Origin of the sequence: Aeromicrobium erythreum (assembly GCF_001509405.1) — a bacterium.
Lineage (GTDB): Bacteria > Actinomycetota > Actinomycetes > Propionibacteriales > Nocardioidaceae > Aeromicrobium > Aeromicrobium erythreum.
Genome location: NZ_CP011502.1, coordinates 2004352 through 2030029 on the forward strand (window position 1 = coordinate 2004352; position 25678 = coordinate 2030029).

General features: G+C 71.3%; 21 protein-coding genes. 8 read left to right on the forward strand and 13 right to left on the reverse strand.

Annotation, left to right across the window (positions count from 1 at the left end; translation table 11 throughout):
* Nucleotides 1–9: 9 nt before the first annotated feature.
* Both uvrA and Aeryth_RS09465 read right to left on the reverse strand, forming a co-directional pair.
* Entirely contained in the window at nucleotides 10–2871 is a 2862-nt protein-coding gene (gene uvrA, locus Aeryth_RS09460) for an excinuclease ABC subunit UvrA (RefSeq protein ID WP_067857723.1), read from the reverse strand.
* Nucleotides 2872–2989: 118 nt separating this feature from the next.
* Nucleotides 2990–3196: a hypothetical protein gene (locus Aeryth_RS09465; protein WP_067857726.1), complete on the reverse strand. Its 207-nt coding sequence runs from the start codon at nucleotides 3194–3196 to the stop codon at nucleotides 2990–2992.
* Nucleotides 3197–3251: 55 nt separating this feature from the next.
* Here Aeryth_RS09465 and Aeryth_RS09470 point away from each other — a divergent pair, with 55 nt between their 5' ends.
* Together Aeryth_RS09470 and Aeryth_RS09475 are read left to right on the forward strand one after the other, a co-directional pair.
* Nucleotides 3252–3905 (forward strand): MBL fold metallo-hydrolase, encoded by a 654-nt coding sequence (locus Aeryth_RS09470; protein ID WP_067857729.1) that lies wholly within the window; start codon nucleotides 3252–3254, stop codon nucleotides 3903–3905.
* 76 nt (nucleotides 3906–3981) lie between these two features.
* Complete coding sequence (locus tag Aeryth_RS09475; RefSeq protein ID WP_067857732.1) at nucleotides 3982–4374, forward strand: hypothetical protein; 393 nt, start codon at nucleotides 3982–3984, stop codon at nucleotides 4372–4374.
* Nucleotides 4375–4383: 9 nt separating this feature from the next.
* On the opposite strand, the gene Aeryth_RS09480 is transcribed toward Aeryth_RS09475, so the two are convergent.
* Nucleotides 4384–5664 carry a cytochrome P450 gene (locus Aeryth_RS09480; protein ID WP_236749706.1) on the reverse strand — a complete coding sequence of 427 codons (1281 nt, stop codon included), beginning with the start codon at nucleotides 5662–5664 and terminating at the stop codon, nucleotides 4384–4386.
* A 109-nt stretch (nucleotides 5665–5773) separates the two neighbouring features.
* On the opposite strand from Aeryth_RS09480, the gene Aeryth_RS09485 reads away from it, so the two are divergent.
* Together Aeryth_RS09485 and Aeryth_RS09490 are read left to right on the forward strand one after the other, a co-directional pair.
* Nucleotides 5774–7222 (forward strand): APC family permease, encoded by a 1449-nt coding sequence (locus Aeryth_RS09485; RefSeq protein ID WP_067857735.1) that lies wholly within the window; start codon nucleotides 5774–5776, stop codon nucleotides 7220–7222.
* Nucleotides 7215–7520 carry a putative quinol monooxygenase gene (locus tag Aeryth_RS09490; RefSeq protein WP_067857738.1) on the forward strand — a complete coding sequence of 102 codons (306 nt, stop codon included), beginning with the start codon at nucleotides 7215–7217 and terminating at the stop codon, nucleotides 7518–7520. The genes Aeryth_RS09485 and Aeryth_RS09490 overlap by 8 nt, the downstream gene beginning before the upstream one ends.
* Nucleotides 7521–7566: 46 nt before the next feature.
* On the opposite strand, the gene Aeryth_RS09495 is transcribed toward Aeryth_RS09490, so the two are convergent.
* The 4 genes from Aeryth_RS09495 to uvrB form a co-directional block, all read right to left on the reverse strand.
* Nucleotides 7567–8565, reverse strand: a complete 999-nt coding sequence (locus Aeryth_RS09495) for a TerC family protein (RefSeq protein WP_067857741.1) — start codon at nucleotides 8563–8565, stop codon at nucleotides 7567–7569.
* Nucleotides 8566–8763: 198 nt separating this feature from the next.
* Nucleotides 8764–9498 (reverse strand): N-acetylmuramoyl-L-alanine amidase, encoded by a 735-nt coding sequence (locus Aeryth_RS09500; protein WP_067857744.1) that lies wholly within the window; start codon nucleotides 9496–9498, stop codon nucleotides 8764–8766.
* A 111-nt stretch (nucleotides 9499–9609) separates the two neighbouring features.
* A complete protein-coding gene (locus Aeryth_RS09505) occupies nucleotides 9610–10398 on the reverse strand; it encodes an aldose 1-epimerase (protein ID WP_067857747.1) in 789 nt (262 codons plus the stop codon).
* Nucleotides 10395–12479, reverse strand: coding sequence for an excinuclease ABC subunit UvrB (gene uvrB / locus Aeryth_RS09510; protein WP_067857749.1), 2085 nt, complete (start codon nucleotides 12477–12479; stop codon nucleotides 10395–10397). The genes Aeryth_RS09505 and uvrB overlap by 4 nt, the downstream gene beginning before the upstream one ends.
* 117 nt (nucleotides 12480–12596) lie before the next feature.
* Here uvrB and Aeryth_RS09515 point away from each other — a divergent pair, with 117 nt between their 5' ends.
* The gene (locus Aeryth_RS09515; protein WP_067857753.1) at nucleotides 12597–13298 is read left to right on the forward strand and encodes a TetR/AcrR family transcriptional regulator; all 702 of its coding nucleotides are present in this window, start codon (nucleotides 12597–12599) and stop codon (nucleotides 13296–13298) included.
* Between the two features lie 86 nt (nucleotides 13299–13384).
* On the opposite strand, the gene Aeryth_RS09520 is transcribed toward Aeryth_RS09515, so the two are convergent.
* Nucleotides 13385–14788: an acetyl-CoA C-acetyltransferase gene (locus tag Aeryth_RS09520; protein WP_083516608.1), complete on the reverse strand. Its 1404-nt coding sequence runs from the start codon at nucleotides 14786–14788 to the stop codon at nucleotides 13385–13387.
* A gap of 217 nt (nucleotides 14789–15005) precedes the next feature.
* Between Aeryth_RS09520 and Aeryth_RS09525 the strand changes: the two genes are divergently transcribed.
* From Aeryth_RS09525 to Aeryth_RS09535, 3 genes are all read left to right on the forward strand, one after another.
* On the forward strand, nucleotides 15006–16352 hold the full coding sequence (locus tag Aeryth_RS09525) for a 3-oxoacyl-ACP reductase (protein ID WP_067857756.1): 1347 nt from the start codon (nucleotides 15006–15008) through the stop codon (nucleotides 16350–16352).
* Complete coding sequence (locus Aeryth_RS09530; protein WP_202967654.1) at nucleotides 16349–17224, forward strand: MaoC family dehydratase; 876 nt, start codon at nucleotides 16349–16351, stop codon at nucleotides 17222–17224. Before Aeryth_RS09525 ends, Aeryth_RS09530 begins: the two co-directional genes overlap by 4 nt.
* A gap of 65 nt (nucleotides 17225–17289) precedes the next feature.
* Nucleotides 17290–19182 (forward strand): CocE/NonD family hydrolase, encoded by a 1893-nt coding sequence (locus Aeryth_RS09535; protein WP_067857759.1) that lies wholly within the window; start codon nucleotides 17290–17292, stop codon nucleotides 19180–19182.
* 12 nt (nucleotides 19183–19194) lie between these two features.
* On the opposite strand, the gene Aeryth_RS09540 is transcribed toward Aeryth_RS09535, so the two are convergent.
* The 5 genes from Aeryth_RS09540 to Aeryth_RS09560 all read right to left on the reverse strand — a co-directional run bounded on the left by Aeryth_RS09540 (nucleotide 19195) and on the right by Aeryth_RS09560 (nucleotide 25670).
* Nucleotides 19195–20067 carry an acyl-CoA thioesterase gene (locus tag Aeryth_RS09540; RefSeq protein WP_067857762.1) on the reverse strand — a complete coding sequence of 291 codons (873 nt, stop codon included), beginning with the start codon at nucleotides 20065–20067 and terminating at the stop codon, nucleotides 19195–19197.
* A gap of 464 nt (nucleotides 20068–20531) precedes the next feature.
* Nucleotides 20532–21437 carry a PAC2 family protein gene (locus tag Aeryth_RS09545; RefSeq protein WP_067857765.1) on the reverse strand — a complete coding sequence of 302 codons (906 nt, stop codon included), beginning with the start codon at nucleotides 21435–21437 and terminating at the stop codon, nucleotides 20532–20534.
* Nucleotides 21438–21447: 10 nt separating this feature from the next.
* Nucleotides 21448–23337, reverse strand: coding sequence for a 1-deoxy-D-xylulose-5-phosphate synthase (gene dxs, locus Aeryth_RS09550; RefSeq protein WP_067857768.1), 1890 nt, complete (start codon nucleotides 23335–23337; stop codon nucleotides 21448–21450).
* Between the two features lie 45 nt (nucleotides 23338–23382).
* The gene (locus Aeryth_RS09555) at nucleotides 23383–23886 is read right to left on the reverse strand and encodes a flavin reductase family protein (RefSeq protein ID WP_067857771.1); all 504 of its coding nucleotides are present in this window, start codon (nucleotides 23884–23886) and stop codon (nucleotides 23383–23385) included.
* Nucleotides 23887–23945: 59 nt separating this feature from the next.
* Nucleotides 23946–25670 carry an alkaline phosphatase D family protein gene (locus Aeryth_RS09560; RefSeq protein WP_067861567.1) on the reverse strand — a complete coding sequence of 575 codons (1725 nt, stop codon included), beginning with the start codon at nucleotides 25668–25670 and terminating at the stop codon, nucleotides 23946–23948.
* Nucleotides 25671–25678 lie beyond the last annotated feature (8 nt).

Genomic DNA, 25678 nt, shown 5'->3' on the forward strand with positions numbered 1-25678 from the left:
CCGCTCCGGTCAGGTGAGGAGGGGGGCGAGGAAGCGGCCGGTGTGGGAGGCCTCGACGGTGGCGACGTGCTCGGGGGTGCCCTCGGCGAGGAGGGTGCCGCCGCCGGAGCCGCCCTCGGGGCCCATGTCGATGAGCCAGTCGGCCGTCTTGATGACGTCGAGGTTGTGCTCGATGACGACGACCGAGTTGCCGGAGTCGACGAGACGGCCGAGGACGAGCAGCAGCTTGCGGATGTCCTCGAAGTGCAGGCCCGTCGTCGGCTCGTCGAGCACGTAGAGGGTCCGGCCGGTCGAGCGCTTCTGCAGCTCCGACGCGAGCTTGACGCGCTGCGCCTCGCCGCCGGAGAGCGTCGGCGCGCTCTGGCCGAGGCGGACGTAGCCGAGCCCGACGTCGACCAGCGTGCGCAGGTGACGGGCGATCGCGGGGATGGCCTCGAAGAACTCGACGGCCTCCTCGATCGGCATGTCGAGCACCTCGGCGATGGTGCGACCCTTGTAGCGCACCTCGAGCGTCTCGCGGTTGTAGCGCGCTCCGTGGCAGACCTCGCACGGCACGTACACGTCGGGCAGGAAGTTCATCTCGATCTTGATCGTGCCGTCGCCGGAGCACGCCTCGCAGCGACCGCCCTTGACGTTGAAGGAGAAGCGACCCTGCTGGTAGCCGCGCATCTTCGCCTCGGGCGTCTGCGCGAACAGCTTGCGGACGTGGTCGAACACACCCGTGTAGGTGGCGGGGTTCGACCGCGGGGTCCGACCGATCGGCGACTGGTCGACGTGGATGATCTTGTCGACGTTGTCGGCGCCGCTGATGGTCCGGTGCCGTCCGGGGATGGTGCGCGCGCCGTAGATCTGACGGGCGAGCGACGTGTAGAGGATGTCGTTGACGAGCGTCGACTTGCCCGAGCCCGACACGCCCGTGACCGCCACCAGCTGGCCGAGCGGGAACGTGACGTCGATGTCGCGCAGGTTGTTCTCGCGGGCGCCGTGGATCGTGATCTCGCGACCCTTCTCGCGCGGACGCCGGACCTCGGGCACCGGGATCGACTGCCGCCCGGAGAGGTACTGTCCGGTGACGGAGTCCTTGCTCTTCAGCAGCTGCTTGACCGGCCCGGACACGATGACCTGGCCACCGTGCTCGCCGGCGCCGGGTCCGATGTCGACGGCCCAGTCGGCTGCCTTGATGGTGTCCTCGTCGTGCTCGACGACGATGAGCGTGTTGCCCATGTCGCGCAGTCGGACGAGGGTCTCGATGAGCCGGTGGTTGTCGCGCTGGTGCAGCCCGATCGACGGCTCGTCGAGGACGTACAGGACGCCGACGAGACCGGCCCCGATCTGGGTGGCGAGTCGGATGCGCTGCGCCTCGCCGCCGGACAACGACCCCGCCGCGCGGTCGAGGCTGAGGTAGTCGAGGCCGACGTCGAGCAGGAACCGCAGCCGCTCGTGGATCTCCTTGAGCACGCGCTCGCCGATCTGGCGCTCGCGGTCGGTCATCTCGAGGCCCTTGAGGTACTCGGCCGCCTCGGCGATGGAGAGGTTGCTGACCTCGGCGATGTTCTTGGGGCCGAGCTCGGGGTGGTTGATGAGGACGGCGCGGATGACGGGCTTGAGCCGGCTGCCGCCGCACTCGCCGCACGGCACCTCGCGCATGAAGCCTTCGAGGCGCTCACGGTTGGTCTCGGACTCGGTCTCGGCGTAGCGACGCTCGATGAACGCGATGGCACCCTCGAACGCCGTGTAGTACGACCGCTGCCGGCCGTACCGGTTCTTGTAGGTGACGTGCACCTTGTCGGGGTGGCCGTGCATGAGCACGTCCTGCGCCTTCTTGGGCAGCTTCCCGTAGGGGGTGTCGGTGGAGAAGCCCATCTCCTGGGCGAGCGCCTGCGTGATCCGCAGGAAGTACTCGGAGACCTGGTTGTAGCTCCAGGGCGCGATGGCGCCGTCGCTGATCGACTTCGTCGGGTCGGGCACGACGAGCTCGGGGTCGACCTCCATCCGGGTGCCGAGGCCGTGGCACTCGGGGCACGCGCCGAAGGGGGCGTTGAAGGAGAACGAGCGCGGTTCGAGCTCGTCGACGGCGAGGGGGTGGTCGTTGGGGCACGCGAGCTTCTCGGAGAAGCGACGCACGCGGTTCGGGTCGTCGTCGTCGAGGTCGACGAAGTCGGCGAGCACGAGACCGTCGGCGATGCCGAGCGCCGTCTCGACGGACTCCGTGAGCCGCTGCTGCATCGACTCCTTGACCTGCAGCCGGTCGACGACGACGTCGATCGTGTGCTTCTTCTGCTTGGCGAGCTTCGGCGGCTCGTCGGCGAGGTTGTGCACCTGGCCGTCGACGAGCGCCCGGCTGAAGCCCTGCTGCTGCAGCTGCTTGAACAGCTCGAGGTACTCACCCTTGCGACCGCGGATGACGGGCGCGAGCACCTGGAACCGGGCACCCTCGGGCATCGCGAGGATGCGGTCGACGATCTGCTGGGGCGTCTGGCGGGAGATCGGCTCGCCGCACTCGGGGCAGTGGGCCCGGCCGGCGCGCGCGAACAGCAGACGCAGGTAGTCGTAGACCTCGGTGATCGTGCCGACCGTGGAGCGCGGGTTGCGCGACGTGGACTTCTGGTCGATCGAGACGGCCGGCGAGAGACCCTCGATGAAGTCGACGTCGGGCTTGTCCATCTGCCCGAGGAACTGGCGCGCGTACGCCGACAGCGACTCGACGTAGCGTCGCTGCCCCTCGGCGAAGATCGTGTCGAAGGCGAGCGACGACTTGCCCGACCCGGACAGGCCGGTGAAGACGATGAGGGCGTCGCGCGGGAGGTCGAGGGAGACGTCCTTGAGGTTGTGCTCGCGGGCGCCGCGCACGACGATGCGGTCCGACGTCACGAGCGTCCCTCCAGGGCTACGAAGACAGGAGTATGCATACGTGCTCGACCCTAGTCGCGACCGCCGACAGAAACACCTCGGGCGACGGTGACCTCACCCACGGCCCCGGCGCCGCGCCTCAGGGGGCGGTGCTCATCTGTGCCGCGGAGCTCAGGATGCCCAGCACCACGAGGACGAGCAGCACGATGCCGCTCACGAACAGCACGCCGCCCCGCTCACCGGCGCTCTCCCGCTTGCGACGCTGGCCGACGACGATCATCACGATCGGCACGGCCAGCACGATGGCGAAGCCGATCAGTCGTCCTGCGAGCTCTGCACCGTTCATCGTCCGCTCCCCTGCTCCCCGACCGGGCCGCTCCCGTCCGCCTAGGATCAGCATCATGACGTACACGGGTGAGGTCGAGGTCGGCGGTCCCGCCGACGTGCAGTCCGCGGGCGACCTGCGGATCACGAAGCTGGCGGTCGGCGAGATGAGCAACAACGCGTACCTGCTGCGCTGCGAGCTTACTGGCGAGCAGGTGCTCGTCGACGCCGCGGCCGAGCCCGACCGGCTCCTCGAGCTCGTGGGCGACACCGGACTGGCGCGGATCGTCACCACCCACCGTCACCACGACCACTGGGGCGCCCTCGCCGCCGTGAAGGAGGCGACCGGTGCCGAGACGGTGGCCGGGGAGCGCGACGCGGAGGGCATCGAGGTCGCGTCGGACCGCACCGTCGCGACCGGCGCGCGCGTGCGGGTCGGGTCGTGCGAGCTCGAGGTGATCGAGGTCGTCGGCCACACGCCCGGCTCGATCGTGCTCGCCTACGACGACCCCGACGGCGTGGTGCACCTGTTCGTCGGCGACGACCTGTTCCCCGGTGGCGTCGGCAAGACGTGGTCACCGGAGGACTTCACCACCCTGATCGGAGAGGTCGAGACGAAGCTGTTCGGCCGCTTCCCTGACGACACGCACGTCTATCCCGGCCACGGGAACGACACGACGCTGGGCGCCGAGCGCCCGCACCTGCCGGAGTGGCGCGAGCGCGGCTGGTGACTGCGCAGATGGTGACGAGCCGGGCCGCGGCGCCCGCTGACCTGCGGAACCGCGCGAGGCTGCCTACGCTGCGAGCGTGAGATCGTCCGCCGTCGCCGCCGCCGTCCTGGCGCTGACGGCCGGCTGCACCGGGGGCGGGCGCGACGACGGGACAGCCCAGCGGGCGTTCGACCAGACGTGCAGCCTGGTGCGCTCGGGCGTGGCCGCGTTCAACGAGAACGACTTCCCCGAGACGATCGAGCGGTTCCAGGCGGCGCTCGACCCTGCGCGGCGCCTCGCCGACGCGACGGACGACCCGCGGGCCGACGAGCTTCTCGAGGCCGTCGAGTACTACGCCGCGCTGCCGGCTGACGAGTACCGCAAGGCGTTCGAGTCGTCCCCGGACTTCAAGCGCCACCAGGCCACGACCCTCGGACAGTGCGGCGACGCGCAGCCGGAGGACTCCCCCGACCAGGAGTCGCAGACCTGACCGACGTGGTCAGAAGGTGACGGGAAGCTCGTCGACGCCGTAGACGAACGACAGCTGACGGAACGACAGCTCCGACTCCGGCACCGCCAGCGCGAGGTCGGGGAAGCGGCGCAGCAGCCGCGGGAACACGGTGCGCAGCTCCATCCGGGCGAGCTCGGCACCGATGCAGCGGTGGATGCCGTGACCGAACGCGAGGTGCCCGCTGCGCGGCACCCGGAAAGGGTCGAAGTCCTCGGGCTTCTCCCCCGCGGCCGCGGCGTCACGGTTCGCGCCGCTCAGCGACGCGAGCAGCACGTCGCCCTTGCGGATGCGCTGGCCGAACAGCGTCATGTCCTCCTTGGCGAAGCGCGGGAACGCCACCTGGACGACGGAGAGGTAGCGCAGCAGCTCCTCCACGACGAGGTCGACGTCCTGCGACGTCCCGTTGCGCACGAGGTTGGCGTGCTTCTCCTCGCGCATGAGGACGATCGTGCCGAGCGCGATCATGCCGGCGGTGGTCTCGAAGCCGCCCGTGAACACGCCGTCGGCGAGCCCGGCGAGGTCGACGTCGCTGATGGCGTCGCCCTCGTCGCGGATGATCTGCCCGATCAGGCCCGGCCCCGGGTCACGACGCTGCCGCGCGACGGCGTCGAACAGGAACTCGCGCTGGGCCGACACCGCGCCGAACGCTGCTGCCGCACCGTTGGTCGCGTCGAACCGTGCGCTGCCGAGCGCGGCGAACGCCTCGCGGTCGTCGTAGTCGAGACCGAGCAGCTCGCAGATCGTCTGGAACGGGACGGGGAACGCGAGGTGCTTCGCGAGGTCCCCGGGCGAGCCCGACGCCTCGAAGGCGTCGAGCGCGTCGTCGACGATCCGCTCGACGGCAGGGCCGAGCCGGGCGAGCCGACGCATCGTGAACTCGGGCGTCACGATCTTGCGCAGCCGCGTGTGCAGCGGAGGGTCGGTGAAGCCCAGTCCGCCGATGTCGTCGGAGGTGGCCGGACCGTCGCCGTGGAAGAGGTGGCGGATGTCGTTGGAGTAGCTGTCGCGGTCGGTCAGGACGGTGCGGGTCTCGTCGTACCCGGACACCAGGTAGGCGTTGAACGAGAACGGCAGCGACAGCTTGTGCAGACGCTCCTGGCCGCGGATCTCGGCGAGCCGCGGCACCGGGTCGGTGCCGTGGCGCTGCAGCGGCACCTTGGTCGCCTCGGGGATGAAGGAGATGCGCGAGAGGTCGATCCCCTTGCGTCGTACCCGCCGCATGACGAGCGAACCGGCCCAGGACGTCAGCCGTCCGCGTACGTCGATCACGTAACGAAGGTACTACTGGTGTTGCATCTGACAGGCAGGCGGAGCAAGGTGTCACCCAAACTCTGCGCCGGGGCGGACGCCCCGGTGCGTCCACGAGCGAGGGAGACGCATGACCACCGAGACCGCGGGAGTCCAGGGGCCGACGGAGCTCCGGAGGGTCATGGGGCCGAAGCTCCTCCTCCTGTTCATCGTCGGTGACATCCTCGGTGCCGGCATCTACGCGGTGACAGGACAGATGGCCGGCAAGGTCGGCGGCCTCGTCTGGCTGCCGTTCCTGCTGGCGTTCGTCGTGGCCTCGATGACGGCGCTGTCGTACCTCGAGCTCGTCACCAAGTACCCGCAGGCGGCCGGTGCGGCGCTGTACGCGCACAAGGCGTTCGGCATCCACTTCGTGACCTTCCTCATCGCGTTCGCGGTGGTCTGCTCCGGCATCACGAGTGCGTCGACGTCGGCCAAGACCCTCGCCGACAACTTCACCGGCGGTCTCGACGTCAACGGCTGGACCGACGGGCCGGCCAGCAGCGGGACGATCGTCGCCATCGCGATGGCCTTCATGATCCTGCTGGCGATCATCAACCTGCGCGGTGTCGGCGAGAGCGTGAAGTTCAACGTGGTCCTGACCGTCGTCGAGCTGGCGGCGCTCTCCATCGTGATCGGCGTCGGCTTCTACGCGATGACGCAGAACGGCGCCGACCTGTCGGAGGTCGTGACCTTCCGCGACTACGAGGACCGCGGCCTGTTCCTGGCCGTCACCGCCGCGACGTCGATCGCCTTCTTCGCGATGGTCGGGTTCGAGGACGCCGTGAACATGGTCGAGGAGGTCAAGGAGCCGAACAGGATCTTCCCGCGGACCATGCTGACCGGCCTCGGCATCGCGGTGCTGCTGTACATGCTGGTGGCCGTCTCCGTCGTCACCGTGCTCACTGCACCCGAGCTCAAGGACATCTCCGACTCCGAGGGCCGCGCGCTCCTGGAGGTCGTCTCCAAGGGAGCGCCCGACTTCCCGATCGACCGCGTGTTCCCGTTCCTCGCCGTCTTCGCGGTGGCCAACACGGCCCTGATCAACATGCTCATGGCGAGCCGGCTGCTCTACGGCATGGCGAAGCAGGGCGTGCTTCCCCGCCAGCTCGGAGCGGTCCTGCCCGGTCGCCGCACGCCCTGGGTGGCCGTCGCGTTCAGCACGCTCCTCGCGCTCGGCCTGATCTTCTACGTCACGCGCGACGCCGAGAGCAACGTCGTGGCGAACCTCTCGAACGTCACCGCGTTCCTGCTGCTCTGCGTCTTCGCGGTGGTCAACGTCGCGTGCCTGATCCTGCGCCGCAACCCCGGCGACGCGAAGCCGAACCACTTCGTGTCCCCAGGGGTCCTGCCTGCGGTCGCCGCCGTGCTGTGCGTCTTCCTCGCCGGTCCCTGGGTCGAGCGGGACGGTCAGGTGTACGTCATCGCGGGCGTGCTCATGCTGATCGGCGTCGTGCTCTGGGCCATCACCTACGCGATCAACCTGATCACCGGCAGCGCGGACAGCGAGTTCGACGACGTCGAGAAGCTCGGTGACTGACTCCCCGCACTCGCTCGTCGTGGCCGGCTGGCTCCGCGTGGGGCCCGCCGACCGCGACGCCTACGTGGCCGCGTGCCGTCCCGTCGTGGAGCTGGCGCGCCGCACCGACGGCTGCCTCGCCTTCGCCCTGACGGCCGACAGCGTCGACCCCGGCCTCGTCATCGTCCACGAGCACTGGCGCGACGAGGTCGCGCTGCTCGCCTTCCGTGCCCTGCCGGACGACGAGGAGGTCGAGCTCCCCGACGTGCTCGACGCCGACGTCCGCCGCTACCACGTGCAGGAGGAGGGCCCGGCCTGAGCCGGACCCTCCTCCTCGACGCGCGCGGGACGCGCCCGCGGTACCGCTACTCCTTCGGCGCGCCGTGGTCGTCGTCGACCTTCTCGGGGTGCCGGCGGGAGTACCAGAGGCTGACGACGGTCGTCGTGCCGAGGATGACGACGATCGCGCCGAGGCTGGCGAGCGTCGGGATCTCGGGGACCTTCACGTGCTCGCCGCCGTTGATGAACGGCAGCTCGTTCTCGTGCAGCGCGTGGAGCAGCAGCTTGACGCCGATGAACGCGAGCAGCACCGCGAGGCCCTGCGACAGGAACACCAGACGCTTGAGCAGGTCGCCGAGCAGGAAGTAGAGCTGACGCAGACCCATGAGCGCGAACACGTTGGCCGTGAACACCAGGTACGGCTCCTTGGTGAGGCCGTAGATCGCCGGGATCGAGTCGAGCGCGAACAGCAGGTCGGTGGTGCCCAGCGCGATGATGACGAGCGCCATCGGGGTCAGCGCGCGGCGACCGTTCTCCTTCACGACGAGCTTGAGGCCGTCCCACTGCTCGGTGAGGTTGAAGCGACGACGGGCGAACCGGACGACCGCGTTCTCGCCGTCGTCGTCGTGGTCGGTGTCGCGGATCAGGTTGATCGCCGTGTAGATGAGGAAGGCGCCGAACAGGTAGAAGATCCACGAGAAGTTGTTGATCGCCACGGCACCGACGGCGATGAAGATCCCGCGGAACACCAGCGCGATGATGATGCCGACCAGCAGGGCCTCCTGCTGGTACTTCCGCGGCACCTTGAAGCTCGCCATGATGATGATGAAGATGAACAGGTTGTCGATCGACAGGCTGTACTCCGTCAGCCACCCGGCGAAGAACTCCACGCCGTACTGCGAGCCGTGGTAGCTGAAGGTCCAGATGCCGAAGGCCACCGCCAGCCCGACGTAGATGGCGAGGTAGGTGGCGCACTCCTTCATCGACGGCTCGTGCGGCTTGCGCGCCACGACGAACACGTCGAACAGGATGATGGCGATGGTCACCCCGACGGTGATGGACCACTCCAGGGTCGAGACGTTCACTCAGGTTCCTCCGGTCGACAGACGTGTACCGGAGGTCTCTTCCGCCCGCGGACCGCGGGCCCGCAGCACCGGAGGGTCAGGCGGACCCCCGTGATGACGACGCTGCAGCGAAGGAATACTCCCCTCCGCCGGACATTGTTGCAGCCGGCACCGGCCTGGCGCACGGCGCGGGTCGGGCGGCGAGGGAGCGAGGCGCGCTCAGGCCCGACGGTCGAGCTCGGCCGCCACCCGCGCCCGGAAGGCGTCGGCGTCGAGCGTGCTGCCCGGGTCCCACTTGCCCGCGAGGCTCGTCTCCGCGTGGTAGCGCACGTGGTCGGCGCCGTTGCCCAGTCGCGCGACGATGGCCGCCGCCGCGACGACGGAGGCGTCGAGCTGCGCCGTGGTCGGCTGCTGGGAGAACGGCTGCTGGGGTGCGTAGTCGATCTCGATGCCGACGTAGGAGACGTTGCCGTCGCCGCCCTCCACCGGGCCGCTCGCTCGGGCCTCGCCGGCATGGTTGGCGCGACCCGCGGAGATCACGTGGCAGGTGCCGTCGCGGGCGACGAGCACGTGGCACAGCGGACCGCGCAGCCCCGGACGACCGTCGCGCACGGTGGCGAGCGCCGGCTGCGGGTCCGCTCCCGTGGCGCGGAAGGCCGTGTGGTGCATCAGCACCCCGACCGGGTCGAACGCCCAGGGCCTCCCCCGTTGGAGCCACCCCGCGTCGCCCTGCACGCGCAGCCCCGCCGTGCGGAGCTCGTCGGCCAACCAGGTCAGCTGCACCCGCCGGCGTCCCGGGATCGGCAGGTCCCTGACGTACGGCATCCGGTCGAGCACGGCGAGACCACCGACGGCGAGCGTCGTGGCCACGGCCCCGCCGAGCAACATCCGACGGCCGACGGTCGCCGACGACGACGTCGGGCCGGTGGTCGGCTCCTCGTCGATCCGTGTCATCGGGCTGCTCTCGGTCCTGGTCCCGGCGGGACGTCTCAGGACGACGCTACGGGGCCCGACCCAGCCGCGCCGCCGACGTCGCCGCTCGCACTGCGGTCGGGGGCGCCGGTCCTACCGCGTCTCGACGTCGAGCGTGAAGGTGAGGGAGCGCGCCTGCAGCCAGCGGTGCCAGTCCGGGTGGGCGAAGGCGTCGGGCGGGGCGGTCTGCGGCTCGATGCAGACCGCGTGCTCGGGCTCGCTGTAGACCACCCACCAGGGTGCGTCGCTGGACAGCCGCAGCGTGAGCGCATCGCCCCAGCGCACGACGGGGTCGCGAGCGAGCCGGAAGCAGTCGTCCCACGGACCCTCACGGGGTGCGACGAGGCGACCGGTGGGCAGGGCGCCGTCGCGCTCGACCATCTCGAGGGGTGCGACATCGACGTCGGCCCTCGTGCCGTCGGAGAGCGTGCGTCGGAACCACGGGTGCAGGCCGAACGACGCGCCCGGACCGGCGCCGTCCCAGGTGAGCGTGCAGACCAGCTGCCGCGGCGTGAGCGCGTAGCGGAGCGTGGCGCGCCCGCGGACCGGCCACGGGTCGCCCAGCTCGACGGAGAACGCCGCACCGTCGTCGGTCGCGTCGTCCTGCTGCCACACGGCGTCGAGACCGAGACCGTGCAGCGCGTTCCCATCGCCGTCGAGCGGCAGGGCGTGACGCCGCCCGGCGTGCTCGAGCGTGCCGCCGCCGATCCGTCCCGCCCAGGGCACCATCGGGTAGCAGCCGCGCGAGATCGACGTCGGCACGCCGGGGACCTCCTGCGTGGAGAGGATCTCCTCCCCCGCGACGGTGAAGGACACGAGCCGGGCCCCGTGCGAGGGGTCGACCTCGATCGCGAGGTCACCCGCGGTGGCGCGGACGGTCACGCGTGCGCCTCGAGCATGCCGCGCAGCTCCTTCTTGAGCTCCCCGATCTCGTCGCGCAGCCGCGCCGCGACCTCGAACTGCAGGTCGGCCGCGGCCGTGTGCATCTGCTCGCTCAGCTGCTCGATGAGCGCGGCGAGGTCGGCCGAGGGCAGGTCGGCGAGGTCGGCCGTGTGCTGGCCGAGCGGCACGGGCGCACCGCGACGCTTGTGGTCGCCGGTGGCGGCGAGCAGCTTGGTCGTGTCGGCGTCCTCGCGGGCCAGGAGATCGGTGATGTCGCCGATCTTCTTGCGCAGGGGCTGGGGATCGATGCCGCGCTCGGTGTTGTAGGCGACCTGCCGCTCGCGCCGTCGGTTCGTCTCGTCGATGGCCAGCGCCATCGAGTCCGTGATCCGGTCGGCGTACATGATCACCTGGCCCGACACGTTGCGGGCGGCGCGACCGATCGTCTGGATGAGCGAGCGTCCGGAGCGCAGGAAGCCCTCCTTGTCGGCGTCGAGGATCGCCACCAGGCTCACCTCGGGCAGGTCGAGACCCTCGCGCAGCAGGTTGATGCCGACGAGCACGTCGTACTCGCCCATGCGCAGCTCGCGCAGCAGCTCGACGCGACGCAGCGTGTCGACCTCGCTGTGCAGGTAGCGCGTGCGGATGCCGGCCTCGAGCAGGTAGTCGGTGAGGTCCTCGGACATCTTCTTCGTGAGGGTGGTGACGAGCACCCGCTCGTTCTTCTCGACCCGGTCGCGGATCTGCGCCACGAGGTCGTCGATCTGGCCCCGCGTGGGCTTGACCAGCACCTCGGGGTCGACGAGGCCGGTGGGACGGATGATCTGCTCGACCACCTCGCCGCCGGTCTTCTCCATCTCGTAGTTGCCCGGCGTGGCCGAGAGGTAGACGGTCTGGCCGATGCGCTCGAGGAACTCGCTCCACGTGAGCGGACGGTTGTCCATGGCGCTGGGCAGCCGGAAGCCGTGCTCGACGAGCGTGCGCTTGCGCGACATGTCGCCCTCGTACATGGCGCCGATCTGCGGCACCGTCACGTGCGACTCGTCGAGGACGAGCACGAAGTCCTCCGGGAAGTAGTCGAGCAGGCAGTTGGGCGCCGAGCCCGGTGCACGACCGTCCATGTGGCGCGAGTAGTTCTCGATGCCGGAGCAGGTGCCGACCTGCTGCATCATCTCGATGTCGTAGGTGGTGCGCATGCGCAGCCGCTGTGCCTCGAGCAGGCTGCCCTGCGCCTCGAGCTCGGCCAGCCGGTCCTTGAGCTCGATCTCGATGCTCTCGATGGCCCGAGTCATGATGTCGGGCCCGACGGCGTAGTGGGTTGCTGCGCCGACGGCCAGCTCGGTGTCCTCGCTGATCACCTCGCCGGTGAGCGGGTGCAGCGTCATGAGCCGCTCGATCTCGTCGCCGAAGAACTCGATGCGGACGGCCATCTCCTGGTAGACCGGGAAGATCTCGAGCGTGTCGCCCTTGACCCGGAAGGTGCCGCGGGTCGGCGCGACGTCGTTGCGGACGTACTGGGCCTGCACGAGCGTGCGCAGGAGCTCCTCGCGTGGCTTCTCGTCGCCGACCTTGAAGCGGATCATCCGCTCCATGTACTCCTGCGCCGAGCCGAGGCCGTAGATGCACGAGACGGTCGCGACGACGATCACGTCGCGTCGGGTGAGCAGCGACCAGGTGGCGCTGTGGCGCAGCCGCTCGACCTCCTCGTTGATCGAGGAGTCCTTCTCGATGTAGGTGTCGCTCTGCGGGACGTACGCCTCGGGCTGGTAGTAGTCGTAGTAGGAGACGAAGTACTCCACGGCGTTGTTGGGGAGCAGCTCGCGCAGCTCGTTCGCGAACTGGGCGGCCAGCGTCTTGTTCGGCAGCATCACGAGCATGGGTCGCTGGAGCCGCTCGGCGAGCCAGGCCGTCGTGGCCGTCTTGCCCGTACCGGTCGCACCCATGAGCACGACGTCCTGCTCGCCGCCCTCGATCCGCTCCTGCAGCGCCTGGATGGCGGCAGGCTGGTCGCCCGCGGGCTGGTACTCGGAGACGACGGTGAAGGGGGCGACCTGGCGGCGCAGCTCGGACAAGGGCCTCATGTGCTCCACCGTACGACCCGCCACCGACAGTGGCGCGCCCGACGAGGTCCGGCCGGACGACCCGCCACGACGCACCGGGAGCGACGAGCCGCGCGTCGTCGAGCCTAGGATGGATCCATGTCTGTATCGGAGCCGGAGGCCGACTCGCCAGCACCCCCCGCGGTGCGTCCGCGGACGGCCGAGCGGCGGGCCGAGCGCTCGCGCGAGATCGTCGCCGCCACCCGCGCCCTGTTCGACGAGCGGGGCGTGCGCGAGGCGCAGATCGAGGACATCGCGCGGGCCGTCGGCATCAACCGGGCCATCATCTACCGGCACTTCTCCAGCAAGGAGGAGCTGTTCGCCGTCACGCTGCTCGGCTACCTCACCGAGCTCGACGCCGCACTCGCCCCCGGTGACGACCCCGACCTCGGCGCGGCCGAGCGGCTCGAGCTGCTCGTGCGGGCCTTCTTCGGCTACGGCCTCGAGCACCCGGCCTTCGTGGACTGCGCGCAGACGCTGCTGCGTCGCCGCGGCACCGAGCTGATGGAGGAGGTCAGCGAGGACGTCATGATCCGCCTCGGCACGGGCATGAGCGCCTGCCTCGGCCACGTCGTCGGCGTGCTGGAGGACGGCACCCGGACCGGCGACTTCGCCGTGGCCGACCCGCACCTGCTCGCCAACGTGCTCTACACGCAGGGCCTCGGCGCGCTGAACCTCGCCCACCTGCAGCTGTCGGTCCGCCGGCACATCTCGGGCCTGCCCGTGGTCGACCCGGTCGGCACCGACGACCTCCTGGCCCACCTGCTGCGTGGCGCGCTGGCCATGGCGCGCGGCGCCTGACTCACCCTCGGCACGCGAAGGACCCCCACGGCGCTGCCGTGGGGGTCCTTCGTTCGTGCGGGTCGTCGACGTCGGGACGTCGAGGGTCAGGCGCCCTCGAGGATCGCGACGACGCCCTGGCCGCCGGCGGCGCAGATCGAGATGAGGCCGCGGCTGCCCGCGCCCTTCTCGTGGAGCAGCTTCGCGAGGTTGGCCACGATGCGGGCTCCGGTGGCGGCGAACGGGTGGGCCGCGGCGAGCGAGGAGCCCTTGACGTTGAGCTTGCTGCGGTCGATCGAGCCGAGCGGCACGTCGAGGCCGAGCTTCTGCTGGCAGAAGTCCGCGTCCTCCCAGGCGGCCAGCGTCGACAGCACCTGGCCGGCGAACGCCTCGTGGATCTCGTAGTAGTCGAAGTCCTGCAGCGTCAGGCCGTTGCGGGCGAGCATGCGCGGGACGGCGTAGGCCGGAGCCATGAGCAGGCCCTCGGCGCCGCTGACGTAGTCGACGGCGGCCGTCTCGTAGTCGACGAAGTAGGCGCGCTTGGTCCAGCCGCGACGCTCCGCCTCCTCCTCCGAGGCGAGCAGCGCCACCGAGGCGCCGTCGGACAGCGGCGTGGAGTTGCCGGCCGTCATGGTCGCCTCGTCGCCGAGCTGCTTGCCGAAGACCGGCCGGAGCTTCGCCAGCTTCTCGACCGTGGAGTCGGGGCGCAGGTGGTTGTCCTTCGTGACGCCGTGGAACGGGGTGACGAGGTCGTCCTGCCAGCCCTCGTCCCAGGACTTCGCGAGGTTCTGGTGCGACCGCGCGGCGAGCTCGTCCTGCGCCTCGCGCGTGATGCCCCAGGCGTGCGTGGTGAGGGCCTGGTGGTCACCCATCGACAGGCCGGTGCGCGGCTCGGCGTTGCGGGGCTGGTCGGGCGCGAGGTAGGCCGGACGGACCTTGGCCAGGGCGGCGAGCCGGCCCTTGGTGTCCTTGGCGTTGTTGGCCTCGATGAGGATCTTGCGGAGCTTGTCGCCGATGGCCAGCGGGGCGTCCGACGTGGTGTCGGTGCCGCCGGCGATGCCGGACTCGATCTTGCCGAGCTGGATCTTGGCCGCGACCTGGAACGCGGCCTGCAGACCGGTGCCGCAGGCCTGCTGGATGTCCTCGGCGGGCGTCTCGGGCGACAGCGCGGAGCCGAGCACGACCTCGCGGGCGAGGTTGAAGTCGCGGCTGTGCTTCAGGACGGCGCCGGCGACGAACTCGCCGATGCGCTCGCCCTCGAGGCCGTAGCGGGCGACGAGGCCGTCGAGCGCCGCGGTGAGCATCTCCTGGTTGGAGACGTTCTGGTAGACGGTGTTCGACCGGGCGAACGGGATCCGGTTGCCGCCGACGACGACGACCTTGCGGATGCTCTGGCCGGACGAGGCCTCGGCCGCTGCGCCGCTCGTCGCGGCGGGGGACGTCGAGGCCGGCGTCTTCTTGGCCGGGGCCTTCTTGGCGGCCGTCTTCTTCGCGGGGGTGTTCTCCGCCATGGCGCGGTGCTCCTTGCGCTTCGGGGTGGACGGGGTGGTCGGGTGGTGCCGAGCCACCGGGGTGGGTGCGACGATGGTGCCACGCGACGCGGTCCTCGGTCGCCTGCACGCCCGTGTGCGCCTCGCCACCCTCGGTGGACGTTGGTGTCACTCCAAGTTACAGTTTGGCTGCGAATCCAGATACCAATGGTATGCGAGAGATAGGACACACCCGGCGATGAGCGATCGTTACCAGGACCTGGCCCACAACCCGATCGGCAAGTTCCTCGTCAAGAACCTCGGACTGCCCAACCCTCCGTACCTGGAGCGCTACGAGGGCGGCCCGCTCGTCCAGGGCTCCGTGCTGACGGGCAGCGCCACGCAGGGCGACGTCGCGAAGGCCGTCACGGCCGCGCTGAAGGCGCTCAAGGTCGAGGCGACCGGCGTGCCCGCCCAGGGCAAGCGCTACAAGGGCCTCGTGTTCGACGCGACCGGCATCGCGGACGCGGCCGGCCTCGTCGCGCTGCAGCAGTTCTTCACGCCCGTGCTGCGCCAGCTCCAGGGCAGCGGCCGCGTCGTCGTGGTCGGGACCGTCCCCGAGGAGGCCGGCAGCGAGGGCGCCCGCGTCGCGCAGCGTGCCCTCGAGGGCTTCACCCGCTCCCTCGCCAAGGAGGTCGGTGGCGGCAGCACGGCGAACCTCGTCTACCTCGCCCCCGGCGCCGAGACGTCCCTCGCGTCGACGCTCGGCTTCTTCCTCTCCCCCAAGTCGGCCTACGTGTCCGGCCAGGTCGTGCGGATCGGCACCACGGGCATCACGTCGGTCACGGACCCGGTCGACCTCGAGAAGCCGCTGGCCGGCAAGGTCGCCCTCGTCACCGGCGCGTCGCGCGGTCTCGGCGAGGCCGACATGCGCACCCTCGCCCGTGACGGCGCCACCGTCATCGGCCTCGACGTCCCGCCCCTCGAGGCCGACCTCAAGGCACTCGCCGACGAGCTCGGCGGCGGCTACATCGTCGGCGACATCACCGCCGAGGACGCCCCCGCCACGATCGCGGCGTACGTCAAGGAGAACTACGGCGCCGTCGACGTGGTGGTGCACAACGCGGGCATCACGCGCGACAAGCGCCTGCGGAACATGAAGCCCGAGAACTGGCAGCTCGTCGTCGACATCTCCGTCGGCGCCCCGCAGCGGATCACCGACGAGCTCCTGGCCCAGGGCCTCATCAACGAGGGCGGCACCGTCATCGGCATCGCGTCCATCGCCGGCATCGCGGGCAACAACGGCCAGACCAACTACGCCTCCGCGAAGGCGGGCGTCATCGGCTGGATCCAGGCGCTCGCCGAGCGCGTGGCCGGCGACGGCATCACGGCCAACGTCGTGGCCCCGGGCTTCATGGAGACCGAGATGGTCAAGACCATCCCGCTCGGCATCCGCGAGGCCGGCCGTCGCATGAACTCGATGTCGCAGGGCGGCCAGCCCGTCGACGTCGCCGAGGCCATCGCCTGGTTCGCCAACCCCGGTTCCGGCGCGGTGAGCGGCAACGTGCTCGGCGTCAACGGCCAGATGCTGCTGGGGGCGTCGTGACCACGAGGCAGTTCGAGGCGGCTCCGGCCACGCTGCCGCTCATGCTCAAGGCGGCCCTGCCGGCCCTGCCGGTCGTCGGATCGCTGCCCGGCGTCAAGCACGCGTCGGGCACCGTGCCCGACCTCGTGCTCGAGCGGCGCGGCGTCGGTACCGACCCGGCCCACCTGGAGCGCTACCTCGAGGTCTGCGCGTTCCCGCGCGCCGAGCACCTGCCGGTCACGTACCCGCACATGGCGGCCTTCGGGCTGCACATGGCGCTCATGACCGACACGTCGTTCCCGTTCGCGCCCATGGGCCTGGTGCACCTGCGCAACCGCATCACCCAGCACCGCCCGATCGGCCTCGACGAGACGTTCGACGTGTCCGTGCACGCCGCCGACCTGCGCCCGCACCCGAAGGGCCGCCTCGTCGACGTGCTCACCACCGTCACGGTCGGCGACGAGGTCGTCTGGGACGAGACCATGACGCTGTTCTCGCGGGGGCGCGGCGGCGACGCCGAGACCTCGACGCCGGTGCTCGACGGCGTCGAGGCGCCGCGAGGCGTCGTGCACTGGCGGCTCGCGGGCAACCTCGGACGCCGCTACGGCGCCGTCTCGGGCGACCGCAACCCCATCCACCTCTACCCCGTCACCGCGAAGGCGTTCGGCTTCCCGACCAACATCGCGCACGGGATGTGGACCAAGGCGCGCAGCCTGGCGGCCCTGCAGAACCGGCTGCCCGACGCGTTCACCGTCGACGTCGAGTTCAAGAAGCCGGTGCTGCTGCCGACGACCGTCGTCTTCGGGTCCGACGCGTCCGACGACGGCATCGTCTTCGGCGTCCGCGCGCAGAAGAAGGACGTGACGCACCTCGTCGGTCGGGTCAGCCACTGACGTCGTCACGGGCGTGACGTGATGCAGGTCTCGTCGTTGGTCCTCCCGGACCACCAGGAGGACCGATGACGAACCTGCTCACCCGCACCCTCGTGCTCGCCGTGTCCGCAGCGGCGACGTGCGCCGCGCTGACGGCCCCGGCGGGCGCGGCCACGGCGGTCCCGCCCGCCTCCGCGACATCCGTCACGGGCGCCGTCTCGGCGACGTCGGCGTGGAAGCCGCGGCCCGAGCAGTACCCGAGCACCGTCACCCAGCAGGACCTCGCGATCCGCACGTCCGACGGGACCGTGCTGCGCGGCAACCTCATGCGCCCCGTCGACGCCTCCGGACGGACGGTCACCCGACGGCTGCCGGTCGTCGTCACCATCACGGCCTACAACAAGAACGTCCAGTCCCAGGCCGGCGGCCTCCTCGGGACCGACCCGAGCTACCTGGTCAAGCGCGGCTACCTGCACCTCACGGTCGACGCCCGCGGCACCGGCAGCTCCGGCGGCACCTGGTGCGCGTTCTGCTCGCGCGAGGACCGCGACTTCGGGGAGGTCATGACCTGGGCCGCCGAGCAGCCGTGGAGCGACGGACGCACGGCCATGAACGGCCCCTCCTACATGGGCATCGCCCAGCTCTTCGCCGCCGCCGACCGGCCGAAGGGCCTGAAGGCCATCTTCCCCCAGGTGCCCGGCGCCGACGTGTACCGCGACGTGGTCGCCTCGGGCGGAGCGCTCGACGTCGGGTTCATCCCGCTCTGGCTCGGCCTGGTGAGCGGCACGTCGATCATCCCGCCGGCCCTCACCGCGACGGACCCCGGCACGGGCCTGGGCACCCTCGTGACCCACCTGCTCGGCAACGGCCTGTTCAGCAGCCAGCTCCTGCTCGCCGCCTTCACCGGCGGCGAACCCGCCTACGACGGTGCCTTCTACACGCAGCGCTCGCCGCTGCAGGTCGCGTCACGGATCACCGTGCCCACGTTCTTCATCGCCGGGCAGTACGACCTCTTCCAGCGCGGCACCCCGCTCCTGTACGAGAACCTGCAGCGTCGGGGCGTCCCGACCCGCATGATCGTCGGCCCCTGGGACCACCTGCAGGGCTCGTCGGGCGCCGAGGTCGGCGACGCCGGCTACGGCAGCATCGAGCAGCTGCAGCTGCGCTGGTTCGACCACTACGTCAAGGGCCTCCCCGGCCAGCGGCTCGACGAGATCGCCGGTCTCAGCAGCTACGAGCAGGGCAGCGGTCGCTGGGTCCGCGGGACGTCGTGGATGCCGTCGACCCTCACCCCACGCACGTTCCGGCTCAGCGGCACCGCCACGACGGCCGGCGCGCCGGGCGGCCTCACCGCCGGGCCGCCGCGCAGCGGCAGCACGACCGTGCCGACCATCCCCGTGCAGGGTCTCTGCACGCGCTCGGCCAACCAGTGGACCGCGGGCATCCTGCGCCAGGCGCTGCCGGACCTGCCGTGCTTCACGAACAACTCCTTCAACGACACCCTCGGCCCCGTGTTCGAGACCGGGCCGCTCAAGGCCGACGTCGTGGTGCAGGGACCGCTGAACGCACGCCTCTACACCTCCTCCCCCGCCGGCGACGGCATGCTCTCGGTCACCGTCTCCGACGTCGCACCCGACGGCACGGTCTCGCGGCTCACCGGCGGCTGGCAGGTGCTCTCGCACCGCGCGCTCGACCGCTCACGCTCGCGCTACGTCGACGGGACGCTGGTGCAGCCGTACCACCCGTTCACGCGCGCGGCGCAGGCTCCGCTCGCCCCCGGCCAGGTCGCGCCGATCGACGTCGAGGTCTTCCCCACCCGCGCCCGCATCCCCCAGGGACACCGGCTGCGCGTCTCGGTGCAGGGCTTCGACGCGCCACACCTGCTGCCGACCCTCGGCTCGCTCCTGCCGTCGCTCGTGCCGATGACGGTGCTCACCGGACCCCAGCACCCGTCGTCGCTGTCGTTCGGGACGCCGTGACGACCGCGGGCGTCAGTCGCGGGGCGTGACCCGTCGGATCAGGCCCTCCTGCGCGACGGTCGCGACGAGCGTGCCGTCCTCGGCGAACACCCGGGCCGTGCTCAGTCCGCGCGCACCCGACGCCGACGGCGACGTCTGGTCGTACAGCAGCCACTCGTCGGCGCTGATCGGACGGTGGAACCAGATCGTGTGGTCCAGCGACGCCGGCTGCACCCGCGGTGAGCTGATCAGCTCTCCGTGCGGCAGCAGCGCGACGCCCAGCAGGCTGAAGTCGCTGATGTACACGAACGCCGCCGTGTGGATGATCCGCGACGCCGGCAGCGTGCCGTCAGCCCGGAACCACAGCCGCTGCACCGCCGGCACCGTCGCCCGCGTCGGGTCGTCGGCCGGGCGGTTGTCGCCGATGTAGCGCAGGTCGAACGACGACCACTCACGCTTCCACGACTCCACCTCCTGCGGGCGGACCTGGCGGATCACGTCGAGCAGCGGCACCGACTCCTCCGGCGACGGCACCTGCGGCATGACGTCCTGGTGGTCGAACCCGTCCTCCGTGCGCTGGAACGACGCCGTCATGTAGAAGATGTTCTCGCCGTGCTGACGCGCCGCGATCCGACGCGTCGTGAACGAGCCACCGTCGCGCACGTTCTCGACGTCGTACACGATCGGGATCGACGGGTCGCCGCCGAGCAGGAAGTACGCGTGCAACGAGTGGATGTGCCGGTCCTCCGGCACCGTCAGCTGGGCGGCCGTCACGGCCTGGGCCGCCACCTGGCCGCCGAAGACCCGCTTCAGGCTGGACCCCTCCGGCTGACCGCCACGGAAGAGGCCCACCTCGAGCGGTTCGAGGTCCAGCAGGGTCACGAGCTCGTCGAGGGATGCAGGCACGCGCAGATCCTACCGATCCGCGAGACCGCTCCGCGTCGGCGTGCGGGGGTGGAGAGCGGGCTCACACCGGGGTGACGAGCTCGTTGCCGCGCTGCCTGCTCGGGTCTCGTCGTGCTGCTGCGCTGCCTGCAAGGGGTTTCGTCGTGCTGCTGCGCTGCCTCGGCTGGCGCTGTGTCTGGTCTCCGAGAGCGCCTCGACCGGGCGGCTGGCGGCGGCGCTGGTCTGGGGGCGCGGGCTGCGGGGGGTGCTGGGGGGTGGACGCAGCATTCTGCGTTCGTGTGCGGAAGGTCCAAGGATTCCGCGTCGGCTACGGGATCCCGGCGCGAACGCATCATCGTTCGACATTGCTCGACACGGCGCGCGTCTAGGCGGGTTCCTTCCGCCGCACTGTCCGCCATCGGTGGATCCTCGACCGCAGGAGCGGTCCTGGGGGTGCAGATCCACCGATGGTGGGCGAGACCGCGTCAGTCCTGGTCGTCCTTGCGCTGACGGGCGAGGAACTGCTCGAACTGGTCGGCCAGCTCGTCGCCGCTGGGCAGGTCGCCGTCCTCGGCGAGGAGGGACTCGGCGGCGCCGCGGGTGAAGGCGTCGTACTGCTGCTCGAGGCCCGCGAGGACCTCGGCGCCGCCCTGGTCCTCGATCTGACGCTCGATGTCGGCCACCGTGGCGCCCTGCACGGCGCGCAGCGGGTCGAGGTCGAGGTCGAGGCCCGTGCGGTCGAGCACCGCCTCGAGCAGCGCGAGCGCCGCCGGCGGGTAGTCGACCTGGGTCAGGTAGTGCGGCACGTGCGCGACGTAGCCGGCGCTGTCGAGCCCGCGCTGGGTCAGCCGGTACTCCAGCAGCGACTGCGCCGACGACGGCACGCGCACCTCGGCCTGCCACAGGTTCGTGCGGTCGACGAGCTCCGGTCGCGAGCCGTGCGCCGTGATCATCGTGGGCCGCGTGTGCGGCACGCCCATCGGCACCGCCCCCAGGCCGAGGGTCAGGCTCACGTCGAGGTCCTCCACGACCTCCTGCACGCCGTCGACGAACGACTCCCACCGGAAGTCCGGCTCCGGACCCGTCAGCACCAGGTACGGCGTGCCCGACCGGTCGTGCTCGCGGACGACGTCGAGCCGCGGCTCGTCGTAGTCGACGTAGTGGTCCTGGCGGAAGGTGATGAACGGACGCCGCGCGCGGTAGTCGTACAGCTCGTCGACGTCGAAGCTGCGCAGCACCTCGCCGCGCCCGGAGAGCAGGTGCTGCGCCGCGATGCGCGGCGCTCCGCCCGCGGTCAGGAACCCGTCGAGGGCATGGATGAGGACCGGGCCGTCGCCGGAGGGCGTCGGGTCGGTCGCGTCGTCTCGGTCACGTCGTGAGGGCCACTTCATCGTCAAGCCCTCAGACGTCCGCGTTGTTCCCGGTCAGTCGCAGCCAGGCGGCGTGCGTGTCGGCGGCCACGGCGTCCGGCGTGAGGCCGAGCCGCTCCAGGATGACCGGACGCTTCGCGTGGTCGAGGAACTCCTGGGCCACGCCGTGCACGCGGACCGGCACGTCGCTCTCGACGTCGCGCAGCGCCTGCGTGAACGCCGCCCCGACACCGCCGGTCCGGCCGTTGTCCTCGACCGTCACGACGAGGCGGTGCTCGGCGGCGAGCCCGACGACGGCGGGGTCGAACGGCTTGACCCAGCGCGGGTCGACGACCGTGACCCCCAGCCCCTGCGCCGACAGCTGCTCCGCCGCCGCGAGGCAGGTGGGCACCATCGAGCCGACCGCGAGCACGAGGACGTCCTGGCGGTCGCCGCGGGCGAGCACGTCGCACGTGCCGACCGTGTCGATCGCCTCGACGTCGGCGGGCACGGCACCCTTCGCGAAGCGCACCACCGTGGGCGCGTCGTCGACGTCGACGGCCTCGCGCAGCAGCTCGCGCAGCCGTGCGCCGTCGCGCGGCGCGGCCAGGCGCAGCCGCGGCACGAGCTGCAGCATCGACATGTCCCACATGCCGTTGTGGCTCGCGCCGTCGTCGCCGGTGACGCCCGCGCGGTCGAGCACGAACGTGACGCCGCACCGGTGGAGGGCGACGTCGAGCAGCACCTGGTCGAACGCGCGGTTGAGGAACGTGGCGTAGACCGCGACCACCGGGTGGAGCCCGGCCATCGCCATGCCGGCGGCACTCGTCGCGGCGTGCTGCTCGGCGATGCCGACGTCGAAGACGCGGTCGGGGAACTTGTCGGCGAACGCGTCGAGCCCGACGGGGTAGAGCATCGCCGCGGTGATGCCGACGACGTCGGGGCGCTCGTCGGCGATCCGGACGACCTCGTCGCGGAAGACCGACGTCCACCCGGCCGGCGCGACCGAGACGGCGTCGCCCGTCGTCCGGTCGAACTGCGGGGCCTGGTGCATCTGGTCGTTCTCGTTCGCGACGGCGATGTCGTAGCCCTGGCCCTTGGTGGTCAGGACGTGCACGAGCACGGGACCGCCGAAGCGCTTGGCGTGCGCGAGGGCGGACTCGACGGCTTTGCGGTCGTGCCCGTCGACGGGGCCGACGTACTTGAGGCCGAGGTCCTCGAACATGCCCTGCGGCGCGAGGACGTCCTTCAGGCCCTTCTTGATGGCGTGCAGGGCGTCGTAGGCGGCCGGGCCGACCGAGCCGCCGCGGTTCAGCCGCTCGCGGATCGCGCCGAGCGCCGGCTCGTAGCGCGGGTTGGTGCGGATGTCGGTGAGCCGGTTGGCGAGTCCGCCGACCGTCGGCTGGTAGGAGCGCCCGTTGTCGTTGACGACGATGACGACGCGACGGTCCTGCGAGGCGGCGATGTTGTTGATGGCCTCCCAGGCCATGCCGCCCGTCATGGCGCCGTCGCCGATCACCGCGACGACGTGGTCGTCGCGTCCCAGCACCTGGTTGGCCCGCGCCATGCCCTCGGCGTAGGACAGGCTGGTGGACGCGTGGCTGTTCTCGACCCAGTCGTGCTCGGACTCCGCCCGGCTCGGGTAGCCGGACAGGCCACCCTCCTGGCGCAGGGTGTCGAAGTCGCCGGCGCGTCCGGTGACCATCTTGTGCACGTAGGCCTGGTGGCCGGTGTCCCACACGATGCGGTCGCGCGGGGAGTCGAAGACCCGGTGCAGCGCGAGCGTCAGCTCGACGACGCCGAGGTTCGGGCCCAGGTGCCCGGCGTGCGCCGCGACGGCGTCGATCGTGCGCTCACGGATCTCGTGGGCGAGCGTCTCGAGGTCGGCGTCGGACATCGCCCGCAGGTCCGCGGGGCCGGTGATCTCGTCGAGCAACGCCATTCGGTCAGTCTAGCCAGCGCACCTCACGCACGCCGGGCACCACCGTCAGGTGCGGTAGCGACCGCGCAGGTGCATCAGGGCGGGTCCGTCGCGCAGGTCGACGTCGTCGACGGTGCCGCGCAGCAGCAGGCCCCACCCCTCGTGCCCGGGCTCGACGTCGTCGAGGCTGACGCCGACGCAGGCGACGGCGTCGTCGAGGCACGGTCCCCAGGGACCGTCGCTCCACGACCCGAGCGTGAACGGGCCGCCGGGAGCCGGCGCCGTCCCCGCGAAGGCGTCGGCGAGGTAGGCGTGGTCCGCCCCGAGCACGTTCACGCTCACGCGCTCGGGGCGGGCGTCCCAGAGGTCGGACTCCTCGTCGACCAGCGCCAGCACGCGAGCCGGGTCGCCCGCGGCGAGCAGGAAGGAGGAGACGGTCAGCCCGACCCTGCTCCGCCCCTCGCCGGCCGCCCAGACCGTGACGGCCGCCGGCAGACGACCGCGCAGGCGTCGGAGCACGTCGCGCTCCCCCTCGGGCGGCACGAACGGGTGCTCGTCGTGGATCGTCACGTCGTCAGCCTAGGCAGCTCCGGACCTCGCGGCAGCGCGGCGGGCGTCCCCGAGCACGGTCACCGGGGACGCGCGGTCTCGTGCTCGATCGTCGCGCGGGTGTCCTCCTCGGCCGAGCGCCCCGCGAACGTCCGCGCGCCGGGGACCCCACGGTCCTGGACGAGGTTCAGCGCCGGCACGCGGTCCTCCACGACGAACGTGGCCCGTGTGAACGCCTCCGCGCCCGGGGTCCGCACCTGGGGCAGGCAGCGGAACTCGGCCGTCAGGTCGTCGGGCGTGATGCGGGTGCGCACGTAGCCGCGGAGGTTGTTCTGCAGCTTCAGGTGCGGGTTCCACCGCAGCCACGGGTGCGCCGTCACGGCGCTGTCGGCGCCGTTGCCGCCCGACGTGACCGACGAGCACACGAGCTCGGTGCCGACGCTGCGCGACGTCGGGTCGTCGTAGTCGAGCTTCAGCTCCGAGGCCCAGTGGGCGTGCACGTCGCCGGTGAGCACCACGGGGTTGCGGACCTGCGCGTCGACCCAGCCGCGCGTGATGCGGTCTCGCGACGCCTGGTAGCCGTCCCAGGCGTCCATCGACACCGTCTTGACCGGACCGTCGGTGCTGTCGCGCTGGGCGAAGAACACCTGCTGGCCGATGACGTCCCAGCGGGCCCGCGAGCGGCGGAACCCGTCGAGCAGCCAGCGCTCCTGCGCGGGTCCGACGATGCTGCGGCTCGGGTCGACGGCCGCCGGGCAGTCGGCCCGGTAGCCGTCGCCGCAGCCCTGGTCGTCGCGGAACTGGCGCGTGTCGAGCATGTGGAACGACGCGAGCGCACCCCAGTGCAGCCGACGGAAGAGCTGCAGGTGGTCCCCCCGCGGGATCGACGAGCGGCGCAGCGGCATGTTCTCGTAGTAGGCCCGGAACGCGGCCGCCCGGCGCGCGGCGAACCCGGGCTTCTCCGCGATGTTCTCGGGGGTGTCGCCCGCCCAGTTGTTGTCGACCTCGTGGTCGTCCCACACCACGAGCCACGGTGCGGCCGCGTGGGCTGCCTGCAGGTCGGCGTCGGCCTTGTACTGCGCGTGCCGCTGGCGGTAGGAGGCGAGGTCGACGGTCTCCGGACCCTCGTGGTCGCGCACGTTCCCGCCGGGTGCCACGTAGTCGCGGGCCGTGTACTCGTAGAGGTAGTCGCCCAGGTGGAGGACGAGGTCGGGCTGGTCGGCCGCGATGTTGCGGTAGGCGCTGAAGAAGCCGTGCTCGAGCTGGGCGCAGGAGGCGAACGCCATCGTCATCGAGGCGGGCAGGGCGCCCGGGGTCGGTGACGTGCTGGTGCGGGCGGCGCGAGAGACGTGGCGCCCGGCCCGGAAGCGGTACCAGTACTCGCGACCGGGCCGCAGTCCCTCGACCTCGACGTGCACGCTGTGGGCGTGCTGCGGGAGCGCGGTCACGCGACCGGTCCGCACGACGCGGCGGAACCGAGCGTCGCTGGCCACCTGCCACGTGAGCGCGACGGGTCGGTCGGGCATGCCGCCCCGTCCGTCGGCGGCGGTCGGGTCGAGGGCGAGCCGGGTCCAGAGCACGACCCCGTCGGGCACGGGGTCGCCGGACGCGACGCCGAGCGTGAAGGGATTGCGGCGCAGCGCGTCGGCGTGCCGGCGTCGGTCCGCGGCAGCCCCCGAGGCCGCCGCGGGGACCAGGACGCCGCCGGTGCCGACCGTGGCCGCGCCGACGGCCCCGCCCACGACGAGACGTCGTCGCGTGCGGTCGGGTGCGGGCGGGGTGGTGGGTGCGGGCGTGTCAGTCATGGCCCCAG

What these genes read in the sequence shown, in the direction of transcription:
- Aeryth_RS09470 (WP_067857729.1), top strand. Translation starts at nt 3,252, where the DNA reads ATGACGTACACGGGTGAGGTCGAGGTCGGCGGTCCCGCCGACGTGCAG.
- Aeryth_RS09515 (WP_067857753.1), top strand. Translation starts at nt 12,597, where the DNA reads ATGTCTGTATCGGAGCCGGAGGCCGACTCGCCAGCACCCCCCGCGGTG.
- dxs (WP_067857768.1), bottom strand. Translation starts at nt 23,337, where the DNA reads ATGGCGTTGCTCGACGAGATCACCGGCCCCGCGGACCTGCGGGCGATG.
- Aeryth_RS09545 (WP_067857765.1), bottom strand. Translation starts at nt 21,437, where the DNA reads ATGAAGTGGCCCTCACGACGTGACCGAGACGACGCGACCGACCCGACG.
- Aeryth_RS09485 (WP_067857735.1), top strand. Translation starts at nt 5,774, where the DNA reads ATGACCACCGAGACCGCGGGAGTCCAGGGGCCGACGGAGCTCCGGAGG.
- Aeryth_RS09560 (WP_067861567.1), bottom strand. Translation starts at nt 25,670, where the DNA reads ATGACTGACACGCCCGCACCCACCACCCCGCCCGCACCCGACCGCACG.
- Aeryth_RS09500 (WP_067857744.1), bottom strand. Translation starts at nt 9,498, where the DNA reads ATGACACGGATCGACGAGGAGCCGACCACCGGCCCGACGTCGTCGTCG.
- Aeryth_RS09520 (WP_083516608.1), bottom strand. Translation starts at nt 14,788, where the DNA reads ATGGCGGAGAACACCCCCGCGAAGAAGACGGCCGCCAAGAAGGCCCCG.
- Aeryth_RS09535 (WP_067857759.1), top strand. Translation starts at nt 17,290, where the DNA reads ATGACGAACCTGCTCACCCGCACCCTCGTGCTCGCCGTGTCCGCAGCG.
- uvrB (WP_067857749.1), bottom strand. Translation starts at nt 12,479, where the DNA reads ATGAGGCCCTTGTCCGAGCTGCGCCGCCAGGTCGCCCCCTTCACCGTC.
- Aeryth_RS09525 (WP_067857756.1), top strand. Translation starts at nt 15,006, where the DNA reads ATGAGCGATCGTTACCAGGACCTGGCCCACAACCCGATCGGCAAGTTC.
- Aeryth_RS09465 (WP_067857726.1), bottom strand. Translation starts at nt 3,196, where the DNA reads ATGAACGGTGCAGAGCTCGCAGGACGACTGATCGGCTTCGCCATCGTG.